At 63.8% G+C, this 17,630-nt stretch carries 15 protein-coding genes; 10 read left to right on the top strand and 5 right to left on the bottom strand.

Going from position 1 to position 17,630, the window contains the following annotated elements; translation table 11 throughout:
* Positions 1-76: 76 nt before the first annotated feature.
* Positions 77-1,669 (bottom strand): phytoene desaturase family protein, encoded by a 1,593-nt coding sequence (gene crtI / locus QMA15_RS05985; protein WP_290283760.1) that lies wholly within the window; start codon positions 1,667-1,669, stop codon positions 77-79.
* A 2-nt stretch (positions 1,670-1,671) separates the two neighbouring features.
* Entirely contained in the window at positions 1,672-2,811 is a 1,140-nt protein-coding gene (locus QMA15_RS05990) for a polyprenyl synthetase family protein (protein ID WP_021344573.1), read from the bottom strand.
* Between the two features lie 170 nt (positions 2,812-2,981).
* Between QMA15_RS05990 and QMA15_RS05995 the strand changes: the two genes are divergently transcribed.
* On the top strand, positions 2,982-3,971 hold the full coding sequence (locus QMA15_RS05995; protein WP_003941803.1) for a methylenetetrahydrofolate reductase: 990 nt from the start codon (positions 2,982-2,984) through the stop codon (positions 3,969-3,971).
* A 47-nt stretch (positions 3,972-4,018) separates the two neighbouring features.
* Here the strand turns inward: QMA15_RS05995 and QMA15_RS06000 are convergent, their stop codons facing one another.
* From QMA15_RS06000 to QMA15_RS06010, 3 genes are all read right to left on the bottom strand, one after another.
* On the bottom strand, positions 4,019-4,813 hold the full coding sequence (locus QMA15_RS06000) for a DUF3153 domain-containing protein (protein ID WP_290283761.1): 795 nt from the start codon (positions 4,811-4,813) through the stop codon (positions 4,019-4,021).
* A 70-nt stretch (positions 4,814-4,883) separates the two neighbouring features.
* On the bottom strand, positions 4,884-6,482 hold the full coding sequence (locus QMA15_RS06005) for an NAD(P)/FAD-dependent oxidoreductase (protein WP_290283762.1): 1,599 nt from the start codon (positions 6,480-6,482) through the stop codon (positions 4,884-4,886).
* Positions 6,479-7,084 carry a GNAT family N-acetyltransferase gene (locus QMA15_RS06010; RefSeq protein WP_195791322.1) on the bottom strand — a complete coding sequence of 202 codons (606 nt, stop codon included), beginning with the start codon at positions 7,082-7,084 and terminating at the stop codon, positions 6,479-6,481. The genes QMA15_RS06005 and QMA15_RS06010 overlap by 4 nt, the downstream gene beginning before the upstream one ends.
* A gap of 147 nt (positions 7,085-7,231) precedes the next feature.
* Between QMA15_RS06010 and QMA15_RS06015 the strand changes: the two genes are divergently transcribed.
* The 9 genes from QMA15_RS06015 (at position 7,232) to mraY (ending at position 17,626) form a co-directional block, all read left to right on the top strand.
* Entirely contained in the window at positions 7,232-7,783 is a 552-nt protein-coding gene (locus tag QMA15_RS06015; RefSeq protein WP_020908080.1) for an SAV_6107 family HEPN domain-containing protein, read from the top strand.
* A gap of 237 nt (positions 7,784-8,020) precedes the next feature.
* Positions 8,021-8,467, top strand: coding sequence for a DUF3040 domain-containing protein (locus tag QMA15_RS06020; protein ID WP_019748880.1), 447 nt, complete (start codon positions 8,021-8,023; stop codon positions 8,465-8,467).
* Between the two features lie 558 nt (positions 8,468-9,025).
* Complete coding sequence (gene mraZ / locus QMA15_RS06025; RefSeq protein WP_003941779.1) at positions 9,026-9,457, top strand: division/cell wall cluster transcriptional repressor MraZ; 432 nt, start codon at positions 9,026-9,028, stop codon at positions 9,455-9,457.
* Positions 9,458-9,647: 190 nt separating this feature from the next.
* The gene (rsmH, locus tag QMA15_RS06030) at positions 9,648-10,661 is read left to right on the top strand and encodes a 16S rRNA (cytosine(1402)-N(4))-methyltransferase RsmH (protein WP_029255554.1); all 1,014 of its coding nucleotides are present in this window, start codon (positions 9,648-9,650) and stop codon (positions 10,659-10,661) included.
* Positions 10,658-11,302, top strand: coding sequence for a hypothetical protein (locus QMA15_RS06035; protein ID WP_019748878.1), 645 nt, complete (start codon positions 10,658-10,660; stop codon positions 11,300-11,302). Before rsmH ends, QMA15_RS06035 begins: the two co-directional genes overlap by 4 nt.
* Positions 11,299-13,173 (top strand): penicillin-binding protein 2, encoded by a 1,875-nt coding sequence (locus QMA15_RS06040; RefSeq protein WP_020908076.1) that lies wholly within the window; start codon positions 11,299-11,301, stop codon positions 13,171-13,173. The genes QMA15_RS06035 and QMA15_RS06040 overlap by 4 nt, the downstream gene beginning before the upstream one ends.
* Positions 13,174-13,341: 168 nt before the next feature.
* Positions 13,342-14,976 (top strand): UDP-N-acetylmuramoyl-L-alanyl-D-glutamate--2,6-diaminopimelate ligase, encoded by a 1,635-nt coding sequence (locus tag QMA15_RS06045; protein WP_019748876.1) that lies wholly within the window; start codon positions 13,342-13,344, stop codon positions 14,974-14,976.
* Positions 14,973-16,547: a UDP-N-acetylmuramoyl-tripeptide--D-alanyl-D-alanine ligase gene (gene murF, locus QMA15_RS06050; protein WP_021334092.1), complete on the top strand. Its 1,575-nt coding sequence runs from the start codon at positions 14,973-14,975 to the stop codon at positions 16,545-16,547. The genes QMA15_RS06045 and murF overlap by 4 nt, the downstream gene beginning before the upstream one ends.
* Positions 16,544-17,626, top strand: a complete 1,083-nt coding sequence (gene mraY / locus QMA15_RS06055; RefSeq protein WP_003941699.1) for a phospho-N-acetylmuramoyl-pentapeptide-transferase — start codon at positions 16,544-16,546, stop codon at positions 17,624-17,626. The genes murF and mraY overlap by 4 nt, the downstream gene beginning before the upstream one ends.
* Positions 17,627-17,630: the final 4 nt, after the last annotated feature.

The following is a 17,630-nucleotide window of genomic DNA, read 5'->3' on the forward strand; positions in this document are numbered from 1 at the left end:
GAGATCGGTGTCGATCGGCGCATGCAGCGCCCGAGTCGGTGAATCGTGGATGAATGGTCGGTTACGAGGGGCTAGTTTAGTTGCTCGCACGAGTGCCCACCGCGCTGGCTCGCTCGCGTGTACCGGTAATACGTTCGGCGGCGAGCCGGCCGGACAGCAGAACGGTCGGTACTCCCACCCCCGGAACGGTTCCCGATCCGGCGAGAACGACGTTGTCGAAGCCGCGGGCGAGGTTCTTGCGTCGGAACGGCCCCGTCTGGGTGAAGGTGTGTGCCGCCGCGAACGGGCTACCCGCGGCCATGCCCTTCTCGAGCCAGGTCTGCGGGGTGTCGACGTGATCGATATCGAACCCCTCGACCAGTCCCGTATAGCCACGTTCTTGCAGCGTGAGGATGATTTCACGCACGTAGGCCGGGCCGAGAACTGCCCAGTCGAGCGGCGCACTGTCCAGATTCGGGCACGGCGCGAGGACTGACAGCGGTTCACGGATCCGGCCGTCTCGCGAGAAGGCCAGGCTCGGGTCGGTCTGCGCCGGTCGGGTGACGAGCAGTGACGGATCACTCATCAATTGCCCGCGGCCGCGGCGTGCCGTGATCTCGGCGAAGGTGCGCTTCCACGCCTCGCCGAAGTCGATCATGTGGTGTCGCTGCGCGGGCCATCCGTCGGCGACGGCTGAAGAAACAGTGCCGTGAATCACGACCGCGGACGGCGATGTACGCACCGGTCGCGGACGCAATCGCGTAAGCGGGCGCAAGAGCGAGTCTGTGACGGCCATGTCGGGGGTGAGGACTGCGACGTCACAGTCGAAGCTCTCACCGTCGCGTGTGTGTACGGCACGCACGCGACGGTCGCTTACCTCGAGTCGTTCGACCGTGCGGCCGAGATGCAGAATTCCGCCGGCCTCGGTGAAAGCGTCGGCCATCGATTCGGCGATCGTGCGCATCCCACCCTCGGGAAAGTAGACGCCCAGTGAGGTGTCCATGTGAGCGATCGCCCCGTACACCGCGAGGGCTCGAGACGGAGCAACTCCCGCATACAGCGCTTGGAAAGTGAAGATCCGCCGGAGGCGAGGGTCGCGGATCTTGCGATCCACCTGCCCGCCCAGTTTCCCGAATCCTCCCAGTGCGACGAGTCGGCTCAGATCCTTGACTGCGCCACGCGAATTGACCAGTCCGAGGGGAGAATCGAAGTCGGCGTCCATGAAGCGGTCGAATTCCGCGTCGAAGATGCGGTTCAGCCATCGCCGCAACGCACGGTATCGCTGCGCTTCTTCCGGCCCGCAGACACGAGAGACTTCGGCAGCCATGTCTTCGGGGTCGGCGTGAACATCGAGAGCGGTGCCGTCTGCGAATCGCGCGTGGTACGTCGGATCGAGCTTGTGCACAACGAATTTGGGGTTTGTCGAGTCGGGGTCGGCGCCGACGGCCGCAAGAGCGTCTTCGACGAGTTCGGGCATCGTGAGCACCGTTGCGCCGTTGTCGATGCTGTAGTCACTGCCCTGGTAGACACCGACTCGCCCGCCGACCGAGCCGTTGCTCTCGAGGATCGTGACGTCGCGGCCGGCGCCACGCAGATACAACCCCGCAGACAGTCCGGCAAGTCCCGCGCCGACGATCACGACTCGATCGGTCGGCAAGCTGACGGTTCGAGTGCGGTGCACGTCTGCCACGGTCAGTAGCTTCGCTTCGTGGCCGCGATCGCCATATCGGTCAGGCGAGCCTTGGACTCGGCCGTTGCCGTGCTCGAGTCGAGGGCGTTCGCAGCTGCCTCGACGAGGGTGTCGATCTGCGTTTCGACGTCGGTGACGGCGCCAAGATCGGTGATCACCTGACGCAGAGTGTCGACTTCGTTGTCGGTCAACTGGGTGCCGATTCCGTTGCGGAGCAGTTCTGCTGCCGCCGGATCTGCGGCGTCGGCGCGGGCAAGCGCCATCGCGAACAGGACAGTCCGCTTGCCGGCGATGAGATCGTCGCCCGACGGTTTGCCCGTGACGGACGGATCTCCGAAGACACCGAGCAGGTCGTCGCGAAGTTGGAAGGCAATCCCGATGTCGGTGCCGAACGTCCGGTAGGCATCGATCAACTCGGCGTCTGCACCGAACAGTGCGGCGCCGAGGTGCAGGGGGCGTTCGATCGTGTACGCGGCGGTTTTGTAACGGTTGACCCGCATGGCTGCCTCGACGGTCTCGTCTCCGCGGGCTTCGTTGCTGATGTCGAGGAATTGGCCACCGAGCACCTCGGTGCGCATTGCCGACCAGACCGGGCTCACTCGTGCGGCCGCGTCGGGGCTGATCCCGGATTCTCGGATCATGTCGTCAGCCCAGGCCAAGGCCAGGTCGCCGAGGAGAATGGCGACGGCCTCGCCGAAGTGCGCGGAGTCGCCGCTCCACTCCTCGCCTCGGTGCTGGTCCTCGAATTCGACGTGAACGGTCGGGAAGCCGCGCCTGGTCGTTGATGCGTCGATGATGTCGTCGTGCACGAGCGCGCAGGCCTGCACCAGTTCGAGGGCCGCGCATGCACGAATCACCGCCTCCGCGTCGCTCCCGTTCGGGTCGCCTCCGGCGCCGAGCCATCCCGTCCAGGCGAACGAGGGCCGGACGCGCTTTCCTCCGCGCAGGACGAAGGCTTCGAGGGTGCTGACGGCTTTCTCGTATCCACCGCCGATGTTCGAGACGAGTTCGCGGCGTGAATCGAAGAAGTCGCGGAGCGCTCCTTCGAACATGCCTGGCAGTTCGAGTGAGGTCGGATGCGGTGCGGTGTTGGTCGAACTCTGTCCAACGCGCGCGGTTCCTGCGGACAGGGTGGCCTCCAAGATCGGTATGTTCTCGCGCCGGAGGGTTACACGGAAGCGAGCTTGAGGCCCAGCTTAGTGGGGGTTGGAATCAACGGGGGTTCGGGCCGTGAACTGCGTGATCCTGACATTCGGGATACGCGGTCCTGGGCGATGAGCTTGTTTGCAGCTGGAAAACATATGCTTGACCGGTGACATTCGATCCAGTCAGGGGCCGCTCCAGCGAGGGGTGGGCCACCCGAACACCGTCGATCGTCGATCGGATCGCTTCCTCGACAGGTAGCCGTATTCCGTTCTCGGTCGAGTTTTCGCCGCCGCGCGACGCTGACGCCGAAGCGCGCCTGTGGCGTGCGGTGCGTACCTTCGAGCGGCTCGGACCGGCGTTCGTCTCGATGACTTACGGCGCAGGTGGCTCGACGCGCGATCGTACGGTGCGCGTCACCGGCGAACTGGCCGAGGAGACGACCCTGCTGCCGGTTGCTCACCTGACTGCCGTCTCGCACAGCACCGAAGAACTTCGCGCCATGGTCGGTGCGTACGCCGATCGTGGGATCAGCAACATCCTCGTGTTGCGCGGCGATCCGCCCGGCGATCCGCTCGGCGAGTGGAAGAAGCATCCCGAAGGCGTCGAGTACGCCGAGGAACTCGTGCGGATGGTCCGTGACCTGGGCGACTTCCACGTCGGCGTCGCGTCGTTCCCCGAGGGGCATTACCGCGCTCCGGACTTGGCGTACGACACGAAGTACCTGGTGTCGAAGTTGCGTGCCGGCGCCGAGTACTCGATCACGCAGATGTTTTTCGACGTGGAGGACTACCTGCGTCTCCGTGACCGGGTGAGTGCATACGACGCAGAACAGGGCGCCAAGCCGATCATCCCGGAGATCATGCCGGTGACGTCGCTGCGCTCGGTGAGGCGCATGCTCGAGCTCTCGGGCTCGTCGTTGCCTCCCGCCCTCGAACGCCGATTCGACGCCGCGGCCGGAAGCGGTCCGGACGAGAACCGTGCAGCGGTCCGCGAACTCGGCATCGATCTGGCCACCGAGATGGGAGAGCGGTTGATCGCCGAAGGCGCTCCGTGCCTGCACTTCATCACGTTGAATTTCGCGCGCGCCACCAGTGAGGTCCTCGAGCGACTCGGTCTCACCCCCGACACCTCTGTCGGGACAGCACAAGCCGTCTGATCCCGGTTGCCCCGCTCGACACCTATCGAGGGGGCAATCGTCAGGCGCTACTTCGTGGTGTTTTTCGGATTCCTGTTGTCAGCTTGCTTGCTGCCAGGTGATTTCGTGACAGGCGTCTTCATGGCCGGTGCTTTCGCGGCGGGCGCGCGCTTGATCGGTGCTCGATTGCGCGCCATCCAGGCCATTGCACCGACGATAATCGCGACACCGAGCGCCAGTCCGGCCATGATTCCTGCCCACCCGGCGAAGCTTCGGGTGCTGGGGTCCGCGTAGTTGACCTCGGCGCGCATTGTCGACACCTCGCCGGCGGGCAAAGTCCACGACACCCGGGAATCGCCGTCTCGTGTTCCGTTGGTCGTGCCGACCCGTGCCGGGAAGGCGATGCTGACCTGGACGTCGGCGCCCTGAGTTGGAACCGTCTTCAGGTCTGCCTTGCCGTCGAGCGTGACGGTGTCCCCGGATCGCTTGAGGGTGATCTGGAACGACCCGGATCCCTCGGCATACATCGAGCCCAGTTGGGCGACGTCACCGAAGGACAAGTCGCTGAAGAACGCCTGGCTGCCGACGTATCCGTCCTTCTTGTATTCCTGAACCCGTATCTTGTCCTCCAGCGAGGAAGGCGGGGTCAGCTGCGGACCCTTGTCCGCCTCGTTCGCCGGAATAGCGGCAGCTACCACCTGTCCGGTCACACGATCGTTCGAGGACACTCCCATCGACACCTGCACGCGGATGCACCCGGCAAGCAAGGGAACAAGCATGAGGGCGAGCGCGGCAACCGTCAGGAAACGTTTCCGACTGGTCGGCTTGGCGGCGGGATCGGTGGACTGTTGCACAGTGGTCATCGTGCCAGCCGTGGCGTAGCCAGTCATCGAGGCGGGGGCGTGTCGGCGGGTGAAGTTCGGTGGGTGACCTTCACGACCTGCTCGAACGACGCATCCACTGACTCGCTTTACCCCGGCGGCTGTCGGACAGTGCGATTCGAGCCGCACTGCGACCACTGGCTCCGGACACACCACCACCGGGATGCGTCGATGCTCCGGTCAGATACAACCCGTCTGCTCCCGGAACGCGATGGCCGGACAGTTCGGGAAGCGGTCGCCACAACATCATCTGATCGAGTGACATCTCGACGTGCATGACATTTCCGCCGATCATCCCCAATTCCGACTCGATGTCGCGGGGAGTCTGAATGAAGCGGTCGAGGACGGAATCGGCGAATCCGGGTGCAAAAGCCTCCATCTCGCCGACGATCCGGTCGGCCTCGGCCTCGGCGACCGACGCCCAATCGCGATGTCCGCTGAGACGATACGGCTGCCACTGCGACCACAGTGTCACCTGATGCCGCCCGGCCGGGGCGATCGTGGGATCGATTCCGCTGAAACTCATTCCGAGAACCGCAGGGCGAGGAGGCAGTTCCCCCGCCAGTGCTGCGCCGTGTGCAGTGCGCAAGTGGGCGCGATCGGAAACGAGTAATTGCAATCCCGAGGTACTTTCCCGTGTCGTGGCGTCGCCGCGGTAGGACGGGAGCGCAGATGTTGCCAGTCGCAATACAGCGCCGATGCCGGGGCCGACCCTGATCTTCCGCCGCCAGTGATCGAGCGTGGTTCGGTCGAATCCTCCGGTGCCCAGGAGATCGAGTGTCGTGAGGATGTGGCAACCCGCGATTACCTTGCGAGCGTGAACTTCTCGACCGCTCTCGGTTGTGACGGTCCAGTGGTTCGAGTTCCGGCGGATCGACGTCACGCCGTCACCGAGCGCGACGGTGGCGCCGTCGACAGCCATCCGGGAGGCCAACGCAGCACTCAGTGCGCCGCTCCCTCCGACTGCTCGCCCGGGCGGTAGGACGTGCATGAGGGCCGCGAAGCCGACCATCGGAGCGGTTCCCGGTTCCGACATCGGAGGCCCGGACTGGGCGCCGAACCACGCCAACGCTGCCTTGAGCGCCTCACTGTCGAAATACTCGTCCAGCAGTGCGTCGCCAGGCGCGAGGAACTGCCGCGACAGTTCGCTGTTGCCGCGCGCTGTGGCCAGTCCTCCGAACGCACCGATCAGGTTCGATCCGGTGGGCGGTGTGGAAAATGCCTGCATCACGTGTCGGCTGCGCTCCGACCAGACCGCGAAGAACTGCCGGTACGCGTCGGCGTCCTTTGTCCCGCAAGCTCGTTCGATGGACCGGCAGGTTGCATCGAGGTCGCGATGAAACACGATGCCCGGCCCGTCGGTGCCAGGGGCGGGCGGAGCGAACGCCCACGGGTCACAGTCGATGTAGCGAAGGCCGTGCGCGCCGAGTCCGAGTTCCTCGATGATGCCACTGTGTCGGATCATGAGGTGCGCAGACGACCCCCGGTCCACCTTGTATCCGGGAAATCGCTCGACGGTCGAGACGGCACCGCCGAGAACCGTGTCCTTCTCGAGAACCTCGACCGACCAACCCTCACGTGCGAGATACGCGGCCGAAACGAGCGCGTTGTGTCCGGAACCGACGACGACGGCGTCGAAAAATGCGCTCACAGCGGCAGTCCACGGCCGAGAACCGCAAATGGCCGGTTGTCGCCGGCAAAACGAAATCTGCGGAGCACGTCGCAAAAGCCGAGACGGCGGTACAGCCGCCAGGCTCGGTTGTCCTCGTCGAACACCTCAGGTGTCGACAACAGAACGCTGCGTTCGGTTCGATCGACGAGGAGGTGGCGCAAGAGCGATTCGCCCAATCGGTGACCTTGACCGTTCGGATGCACGTGGAGTTCGGTGAGTTCGAAGTAGTCGCTCAGAATCGCGTCGATCTCGCTCTGAGGGCGACCCGAGCGCCGAAGCCCGTGCAGTACCTGTTGATGCCACCACTGGTCCGGGCTCCCGCGATACCCGTAAGCGATCCCCACCAGCGGCAGATTTTCGTGTGACGGTTGCTCGGGAACCGCCAATGCGCCGACGGCTTTCCAGCCAGGCCGGTTCGCGTGCTCCTGCCACATCGGTGCGCGATGGAACTCGGTTCCTCGCGGATAGTCCATCGCAGTGACGTACACGGCCAGTGCCTCGTGGAGTCGACTCGCGAATTCTTCACGATCGAGGTCGACCGTATGTGGTGTCCAGGCGATCTGCGGGTCGACCGGTCTCACCTCTTCTCTTGACGGCGTGTCGGTGGGTGCAGTTATATTGAATAGGTCGAACAGATGTTCGATGTGGGTGATCCGGAGATGCCCGAAGGGAAGCGGGCATCTCCGGCCCACCTGGCCTTGGATCCTTACGGTGCAGGAGGTGCCCCGATGTCCGAGCATGTAAAGCCTGATCGTGTGAAGTGCCAACGAACTCTTCCGGCCGAGTTGTCGAGCCCGTCGGATGCCGCAATCTCGCGATTGCCGATATCGGCGAGGCGGTCCTTCGGTGCGACGGACGCCAGCCACCGCACTGCGCAAGTCGGAAAGTCCGGTGTGGCGTGGGGGCTCCTCCGGAAGGCGGATGCGCTTCTCGAGGAAGCGATTGGGGCGGGCGATCCTGCCGACCGGTTCCGGTGTGCCTATCTGGCAGCACTACGTGGTGCCGGGGCAGTGTTGGCCGCCGCTCCTGCCGGTGCCGGATCGAAGCGCAAGCGAAGCGGAAACGCGTGGGTTCTGATGGACGCCGCAGCGCCCGCGTTCGGAGCGTGGTCGAAGTTCTTCGCGGGGTGGTCCGCTGCGCGTGCGGCCGTGGAAACCGGTGTGTCGATCGTGATCACGGACTCCGATTCCGATGCATTCTTCGCCGAGGTCGGTCGTTTTCTCACGGCGGTCGAAGATTTCATCGGTCAGGACGCGTCCGAGCATTTGCGAGCGTCGTGAACAAATGGTCCGTGTTGGCAGTTGTTTCCGGGGAATTTCCTGGTCCGCACAGGCAAATGGAGCCGAATCGGGGCCCTTCGGCACGAATACGTACGCTTGTGGCGGAACTCGTACCCGGAGTTGGTGGTCCGAGACCTAAACTGCTCGTATTATGAAAACAGGTAATCGTCCAACTTGATTACCCGCCGCCCCACACCGTGGGGTGGTTGCCAAACTTCCAGTGCCGGGGGAGGTACCGTGCCACTCTCCGAGCACGAGCAGCGCATGCTCGATCAGATCGAGAGCGCTCTCTATGCCGAAGACCCCAAGTTCGCCTCCAATGTGAGGGGCGGCCGTATGCGGGCGCCGTCGAGTAGACGGCGGTTCCAAGCAGCGGCTCTATTCGTGCTGGGTCTGGTCCTGCTGATCGCGGGGGTTGCCCTCCCGCTCAAGCCGGGCGGTTTTCCGATCATCAGCCTGTTCGGTTTCTTGTTCATGTTCGGCGCAGGGGTCTTGTTCCTCTGGGGTGGTGGACGCAAGTCCGCAGCAGCAGCCGAACCCGCTTCCGAAGGTGGCAATCATCCCTCCGGTCCGCCGGGTAGGGGTAGTGCCGGTGGATCCGGGCGGGGACGCGGCCGCAAGTCCGGCGGCGGATTCTCGTCGCGGATGGAAGATCGATTCAAACGCAGGTTCGAGCAGGACTAGCTCTCCCGCCCTTCTTCGGGCGTACTTCGAGAGTGGTGCAGTTCGGACATGACGCCCTCTGTAGGGCACGGACGACCACACGTCGTTGGTGTGGGTGTTGTACATGTGTGCCGGCAATCCATCGAAGTGAATCAGTGACGCGCGAGCGAATCACTCGCCACCCACGGTCGCCCCTAGGCAAGCCCGCGGGCTTCCTCCACTTCGCTCCACTCGGCCCTCCACTTTCCTCCACCCTGGTCGAACTGCAACGCACGACCAGACCTCGTCCCGCTCACGTCTATTCGAAAACCGCGCTTGTACTGCGATTTTGTCTGGGGGAGCGACAAATCGTGGCGTGAAGGGTCGATATGGCGGCGGTGTGGGCCGGGACACGGTTGCAAATTTCCCCCACGTATCCCCACCTGCGCTGACCTGCTATTTATCAGCAAATGATGCTGAATAGGGACCATGTGCTCCTTGTTTGTGGGGGAAAGTGGGGTACTGTGGGTTCGGGCGGAGAGCTGAAGCACGATCCGCTCGATAGGGAGGGTTTCAGCGCAAGCTCGCAGGAGGTGTCGAGTGTTCCTCGGTACCTTCACGCCGAAGCTCGACGACAAAGGTCGGCTCACGTTGCCGGCAAAGTTCCGAGACGAACTGGCAGGAGGATTGATGATCACCAAGAGTCAAGATCACAGCCTCGCCATCTACCCCCGGGACGAGTTCGTCAAGCTTGCTCGAAAGGCAGCGGCAGCTCCACGCAATGATCCGGCAGCTCGGGCGTATGTACGTGCCCTGGCCGCCGGTACAGATGAACAGCACGCCGATGCCCAGGGGCGAATCACCCTCTCGGCTGATCATCGGCGTTACGCAAACCTGTCCAAGGAATGCGTAGTGACCGGCTCCGTCGATTACCTCGAGATCTGGGATCTAGCAGCCTGGGAGAGGTATCTCGGAGACAACGAAGAGGACTATTCGCAGGCAACAGGCGAATCTCTCAGCGAGATCGTCTAGGCGAAGAGCCCCCGGCGAATGCCGCGAGGCCTCTGCCCGGAAAGACCCTGACGCACTTCCCCAGCGCCAGGTTCTCCTTCGGGCAGGGACCTCGAAGCATTCGCCTTCTCGAACAGTCATCGCCTTCTCGGAAAGTCAGCACCTTTTCGAAAAGTCATCGGAAATCATGAAAGTAGGAGCCGGAGCAATCATGGTGGATCACGAGGTGAACGAACCCTCGGATGCCGATGGCTTCGCGCACGTCCCCGTACTTCTGCATCGTGCCGACGATCTTCTCGGCCCTGCCATCACCGCCGTCGGTGACGGTGGCGAAGGCGCATACATGATCGATGCGACGTTGGGGCTCGGTGGCCACTCCGAATTCTTCCTCGGCAAGTACCCGGGCCTTCACCTCATCGGTCTCGATCGCGACACCAACGCACTCCGCATCGCTTCCGAGCGTCTGGCGCCATTCGCGGGCCGAACCACGTTCGTGCACACCACGTATGACGGGATCGAAGACGCGCTCGAACAGGCAGGTCTGCCGTCGACGGAGTCGGTTCACGCGATCCTCTTCGATCTGGGTGTGTCGTCGATGCAGTTGGACGAAGCCGACCGAGGTTTTGCGTACTCGATCGACGCCCCTCTCGACATGCGGATGGATCAGACGGTCGGGCTGACCGCGGCAGAGGTCCTGAACACCTACAGTCACGGCGACCTTGCTCGCATTCTGAGCACGTACGGCGAAGAGCGGTTCGCCGGAAAGATTGCGTCCGAGATCCTTCGGCAGCGTGAGCGTGAACCATTCACCACCAGTGCAGCTCTGGTCGAGTTGCTGTACCGAACAATCCCGGCGGCCACGCGGCGTACGGGTGGACACCCGGCCAAGCGCACCTTCCAAGCGCTGCGGATCGAAGTCAATGCCGAGTTGGATTCGCTTCGTGCGGCCGTTCCTGCCGGGCTCGATGCACTGGCAGTCGGTGGGCGAGTGGTGTTCATGTCCTACCAGTCGCTCGAGGATCGAGTTGTGAAGGCGGAGTTGGTTCCCCGCTCGAAGTCCACCAGTCCCGAAGGTCTACCGGTCGAGTTGCCGGGTATGGGGCCGGAGTTCCGCATTCTCACCCGTGGCGCAGAACGTGCGTCTGAGCAGGAAATCGAAGAGAACCCACGATCAGCTCCGGTGCGTTTGCGTGCCGCAGAACGCATTTCCAGGAGGCGGGCATGAGTCGTCAGGGCAAATCCGGTGCAGCGCAACGCGCATACGACAAGCGCACCGCACGGGCGGCAGGCCGGACCGGAACTGCCGCTGCTGCCGGCCCGTCGATCTCTCCTCGGGCGATGCTCAAGGGGCGGGTACCGTTCGTGGCCTCCGTTATCGGACTTCTGTCCATCGGTCTCGCGGTGACTCTGCTGCTGACCACTCGCGCTGCCGAGGATTCGTACCAACTCAGTGATGCACGTGCATACAACCAGTCTTTGGTCGAGCAGAAAGCAGCGCTCGAACGTGACTTCCAGTCGCGTAACTCGGCTCCGGAGTTGGCAAATCAGGCAAGCGCTCTCGGCATGGTCCCCGCCAAGGACCCTGCACGTCTGGTAGTTCATCCGGATGGTTCGGTCGAGGTCGTCGGAACGCCGACTCCCGCGACTGCCGGCGCGATGCCGCCGCTCGATGCGCCCACATCGGTGCCCGCACCGACCGCGACACCGCCGCGCACCACAACGCCGGTTGTTCCTGGAGCCACGCCGAGCGTTCCGAATAACACGCGAAACCTCGCGCAGAGTGAACAATTGGTTCCTGTGATCCCCACGACGACAGCACCCGCCACCACGACGGCGGTGCCTGCTCCGCCTGAGGAACGTCGGTGAGTCAGAACTCCCGTAACAACCCCGGTCGGCGTCCGCGCCGCTCGGCCACTGCCTCATTTCCGTTTCGTCAGCGAGTCGGTCGTATCACCATGTGTGGTGCGCTCGCCGTTGCGGCATTGCAGCTCTTGTGGATTCAGGGAATCGATGCGCCGAGCCTGGCTGCGGAATCTGCGAATCAACGAACCACGACGCAGGTCGATCCGGCCGTACGCGGCTCGATAACCGATCGCAACGGAAACCCCCTCGCGTTCACCATGGAAGCCAAGGCGCTGACTTTCCAGCCGGTGCGAGTACGCAAGGAACTCGAGGAAGCGCGCGCGAAGAGCATCGAGCAGGGCGCCGAGGGTGACAAGCAGGCGCCGGAAGTCAGCGATCGCCTCGCCGAGATCGCCGCCGGAATCCACGCCAAGCTCGGCGATACCGTTCCGGAAAAAGATCTGCTTCAGAAGATGAACAGCAACGAGACTTTCACGTACCTCGCTCGCAGCGTGGATCCGGCGGTTGCTGCCGAGATCTCGGACAAGTTCCGGGAGGTCGGCCTCGAGCGACAGGACATCCGCGAGTACCCCGGTGGCTCTCTGGCGGCGAATCTCGTCGGCGCGACCGGCTGGGACGGGCACGGTTTGCTCGGCCTCGAAGATTCGATGGACTCCACGCTCGCCGGAACCGATGGATCCGAAACGTACGACCGCGGTTCCGACGGCGCTGTGATCCCTGGTAGCTGGCGTGACAAGCAACCGGCCGTCAACGGTTCGGGTGTCGAGCTGACCATCGATTCGGACCTCCAGTTCTACGTTCAGCAGCAGGTCCAGATCGCCAAGGACAAGTCGGGCGCCAAGAACGCTTCGGTTGTGGTCATGGACTCCAAGACGGGACAGGTGTTGGCCATGTCCAACGACAGCACCTTCAACCCCGCGATCGGCATCGACAAGAACGCGCCGACAGCCGAAATGGGCAATCCGTCGGTCAGTACGCCGTTCGAGCCCGGATCGGTGAACAAGATCGTCACCGCAGCAGCGGCCATCGAGGACGGCAAGACAACTCCGGACGAAGTTCTGCAAGTCCCGGGCAGCATCACGATGTCCGGTGCCACAGTCAAGGATGCGTGGGATCACGGTGTGGCCCCGTATACCTCTACCGGTGTGTTCGGAAAGTCCTCGAACGTCGGCACCTTGATGCTCGCTCAGCGAGTGGGCGAGGATCGCTACGCAGACATGCTGAACAGGTTCGGCCTCGGACAACGCACCGACGTCGGACTTCCCGGCGAGAGCGCGGGCAGCGTCCCGAGTCGCGATCAGTGGTCCGGCGGAACCTTCGCGAACTTGCCGATCGGGCAGGGTCTTTCGATGACAACCTTGCAGATGACCGGGATGTACCAGGCCATTGCCAACGACGGTGTGCGAATTCCTCCGCGAATCGTGAAGTCGACTGTCGATTCTTCCGGCACTCGGACCGAGACGCCGCAGCCCGAGGGTGTCGAGGTGGTCAGCGCCCAGACAGCGTCGACGGTTCGGGACATGTTCCGGTCGGTCACTCAGGAAGACACCGGCAACCAGCGAGGAACTGGTGTTGCCGCGGGCGTCGAGGGATACCAGGTCAGCGGAAAGACCGGCACCGCGCAGCAAGTGGATCCCGCGTGCAAGTGCTACTCCAACTCCAACTACTGGATCACCTTCGCGGGAATCGCGCCCGCGGACAACCCCCGATTCGTGATCGGAATCATGCTCGACGCACCGGTTCGCGGTGTGGACGGCGGCGGCGGTCAATCGGCAGCACCGTTGTTCCACAACATCGCGTCGTGGATGCTGCAGCGTGACAGCGTTCCGATGTCGCCGGACCCCGGTCGCAAGTTGGTGTTGCAGGCGGACTGATTGCGGTGTGTCGGTTTCGACAGGGTCTTCGGGTGAATCCCGGACACGGTAATCTCAAACGTCGCAGTAACCTCATTCATCGCAGTACGCCGAACTTTGCTTGCGCTGCGACCGCCATAGAACAACGACCGCGATAGAACAACGACAATTGCCAGGAGTCGAGTGACAGTGCCGAATCGTTTGCAATCGTCGAACTCGGACGGCGCTCCCGGGACGCGTCCGACACAACCGGTTGCTACCGCGATCACGGCGCTCTCCGAACTGTCCGGAGCTCGCCTCGAATGGGTCGGGCAACCGGGATCACAGTCGTCGGAGGTCGTCGTCAAGGGCGTCGACCTGCGTGCGCAGGGAATCGTGGCCGATGACCTCTTCGCCGCTCTGCCCGGTGCCAGGACGCACGGCGCTCAGTTCGCCGTCGACGCTCTGGGGCGCGGTGCGACCGCGATCTTGACGGACGAGGCCGGCCTCGAATTGATCGAGGCCGCCGGCAAGGCGCCCGACCGGTCCGTCCCGGTTCTCGTTCATCCGAACCCGCGGGATGTGCTCGGTGAGATCTCGGCCGAGATCTACGGCCGGCCCTCGGAGAAGATGCAGGTCGTCGGCATTACCGGCACATCCGGCAAGACGACGACGTCGTACTTGCTCGAAGCAGCGATTGCCGGAGCCGGCCGCAAGCCCGGCCTGGTTGGCACCATCGAGACTCGGATCGACGGTCGACGGGTGCCCAGCGCTCTGACCACGCCGGAAGCTCCGCAACTCCATGCGCTGTTCGCCGTGATGGCAGAGCAGGGGATCGATACCGTCGTCATGGAGGTGTCCAGTCACGCGCTCGCTCTCGGACGCGTCGACGGCATCCGCTTCGACATCGGCGCGTTCACCAATCTTTCGCAGGACCACCTGGATTTCCATCGGGACTTCGAGGAGTACTTCCAGGCCAAGGCTCGGCTGTTCGATCCCGAGTCGACGGTGCGAGCCGAGCATGCCGTCGTCTGCGTCGACGACTTATGGGGTCGACGGATGGCTGAGCTGGCCGCGACCGACGAGAGCGATGCGGTGACCACGGTCTCGACCTCGACGGCCGAGGCCGAGTGGAAGGTCGGCGCCGTCCAGGTTGCCGAGGACGGCTCGCAGACCTTCGAGTTGGTCGGACCGGACGGACAATCGTGGCCCGTCTCGCTTCGCCTCCCCGGTCGATACAACGTGGCCAACGCAGCCTTGGCACTGACTGTCAGCTTCGCGGCCGGACTCGATCCGGACGCTGCTGTTCGAGCACTCGGAACGGTGGATGTCCCCGGACGGGTCCAGCGGATCGACCGTGGGCAGAGCTTCCTGGCAGTCGTCGACTACGCCCACAAACCGGCGGCACTCGAAGCCGTGATCGCCACCCTGCGCAATCAGGTTCCCGGCCGAGTGGCTGTGGTCGTCGGTGCGGGCGGGGACCGCGACGCCGGCAAACGCACCCTCATGGGCGAAGCTGGTGCGAGGGGCGCAGACCTGCTGATCGTCACCGACGACAACCCGCGCACCGAGGATCCCGCGAAAATTCGCGCTTCGGTTATGCAAGGCGCCATCGACGTTCCCGAATCCGAACGCGGCGAGATTCGCGAAGTGGGGGACAGGGCGCTCGCGATCGAGCAAGCAGTCCGGTGGGCGCAGCCAGGCGACGTAGTACTGGTGGCAGGCAAAGGCCACGAAGTGGGTCAAGAAATCGACGGGGTCAAACACCCATTCGACGACCGCGAGGTGTTGGGCGAAATGATCGGCCGATTCGCGATCAACACAGCACATGGAGGCAAGCAATGATCCCGATGACGCTCTCTCGGATCGCCGAGATCGTCGGAGGAACCCTGCATGACGTCGACGATCCGTCGACTCAGGTGACAGGAACCGTCGAATTCGATTCGCGCAAGGCTGGTCCAGGTGGACTGTTTCTCGCACTCCCCGGCGCACGCGTCGACGGTCACGACCATGCGGAAGCGGCGGTGGCCGCCGGTGCGGTGGCGGTGCTAGCAGCGCGGCCGGTCGGGGTTCCGGCGATAGTTGTCCCGTCGGTACCGAACGACGGTCCGAGCGCTGTGATGTTGCTCGAACATGACACAGACGGATCCGGGGCTGCCGTCTTGCATGCCCTCGGCCTCCTGGCCAGGGCCGTGGTCGACGAACTGGCAGCAGAGGGGTCGGCTTCGGGGGGCGGGCTGACGCTGGTCGGTGTCACTGGTTCGGCAGGCAAGACCTCGACCAAGGACCTGATTGCGGCGCTGCTTCGCGAGCGCGGTGAGGTGGTCGCCCCACCAGGCTCGTTCAACAACGAACTGGGTTTGCCGTGGACTGTGCTCCGCGCCGACGAGAAGACCCGCTTCCTGGTCCTCGAGATGTCGGCCCGTGGGGTCGGTCACGTCGGCGAACTGACCAAGATCGCGCCGCCGAAGATCGGCGTCGTTCTCAATGTCGGCACCGCCCATCTCGGTGAATTCGGTTCGCGTGAAGCGATCGCGGTCGCCAAAGGTGAACTGGTGGAAGCACTCCCGTCGGCAGCCGACGGTGGAGTTGCGGTCCTCAACGCCGACGACCGCATGGTCGCCGCAATGGCGAGTCGAACCAAGGCCCGGATCGTATTCGTCGGCCAGTCCGAAGACTGCGACGTTCGGGCGACCGACGTGGTTGTCGACGACCAGGCCCGGGCTTCCTTCACGCTGAACTGTTCACAGGGTTCTGCGCGTATTCGCCTGGCCGTTCACGGCGAACATCACGTGAGCAACGCTCTTGCCGCTGCGGCCGTCGCACTCGAAAACGGCCTCGCGGTTGCAGACATCGCTCGTGTCCTCGAGGGCACGAAGGCAGCGTCAGCGAGGCGGATGGAAGTCACCGAGCGCGCCGACGGCGTCACCGTCGTCAACGACAGTTACAACGCAAATCCCGATTCCATGCGCGCTGCGCTCAAAGCGTTGGTGTCCATGGCGCGATCGGATCGGCACTTCGGGCGCCGTAGCTGGGCTGTGCTCGGTGAGATGGGTGAACTCGGGCCGGAATCGGTCGTCGAGCATGACGCGATCGGTCGCCTGGCCGTCAGACTCGATGTCAGCAAGTTGATCGTCGTCGGAACGGGCCGCACCTCGCGTGCGATGCATCAAGGTGCGGTGATGGAGGGGTCGTGGGGTGACGAGTCCGTCGTCGTGCCAGACGCAGCTGCGGCAATCGCCATTCTCGAAGCGGAACTTGAACCGGGCGATCTCGTCCTGGTGAAGGCGTCCAAGTCGGTTGAACTGTGGACGGTCGCCGAAGCGATTCTGGCCGCAAAGCCCAGCGACAACACCGGTGACGCGAACACCGATGGCGAGAACGGCGATGGCGAGAACGGCGGGGATTCGCAGTGATCCAGATTCTTCTCGCCGCAGGCATCGCGCTGGCGGTCTCCATCATGCTCACGCCGATCCTGATCAAGGCGTTCTCGAAACAAGGTTTCGGGCAGGAGATCCGAACCGAAGGTCCAGCCAGTCACCAGGCCAAGCGCGGCACTCCCACGATGGGCGGCGTCGCGATCCTGACCGGAATCTGGGCCGGCTATCTCGGCTCACACCTCATCGGTCTCGGCATGGACAACGCGGAGGGACCGTCGGCGTCCGGCCTACTCGTTCTCGGTCTGACCACCGCGCTCGGTGGAGTCGGTTTCCTCGACGACTTCATCAAGATCCGCAAGCAGCGCAATCTGGGACTGAACAAGACAGCGAAGCTGGTCGGCCAGTTCGTCGCTGCCATTGCCTTCGGAATTTTGGCCCTGCAGTTCCGCGGTGACGACGGGCTGACTCCGGGCAGTGTTCATCTGTCGTACGTCCGCGACATCGCCACCGTCTCACTCGGTTCCGTGGTCTTCATCGCCTTCTGCTACCTACTGGTCAGCGCCTGGTCCAATGCCGTCAACCTGACCGACGGCCTCGACGGATTGGCCGCCGGAGCGATGAGTTTCGTTCTCGGCGCCTACGTCATCATCACGTTCTGGCAGTTCCGCTACTCGTGCGAGACGAATCCCGGTAAGGGTTGCTACGACGTCCGAGACCCGCTCGATCTCGCGGTGCTCTGCGCGGCAGGCGCCGGCGCGTGCATCGGTTTCCTCTGGTGGAATGCCGCACCCGCCAAGATCTTCATGGGCGACACCGGTTCTCTTGCCCTCGGCGGCATGCTCGCCGGATTGTCGATCACCACCAGCACGGAACTGTTGATGGTGGTCATCGGTGCACTGTTCGTCGCGGAGGCCGCGTCGGTGGTGATCCAGGTAGCGGTGTTCCGGTCCAGCCGACGGCGGGTCTTCCGAATGGCACCGTTCCATCACCACTTCGAACTCGCCGGGTGGGCTGAAACCACGGTCATCATCAGATTCTGGTTGCTGGCGGCTATTGCGTCGGCTATCGGATTGGCCCTCTTCTACAGCGAATACCTCGCAGCGCTCGGAGGCTGAAAAC

This window comes from Rhodococcus sp. APC 3903 (assembly GCF_030407755.1).
GTDB lineage: Bacteria > Actinomycetota > Actinomycetes > Mycobacteriales > Mycobacteriaceae > Rhodococcus_F > Rhodococcus_F erythropolis.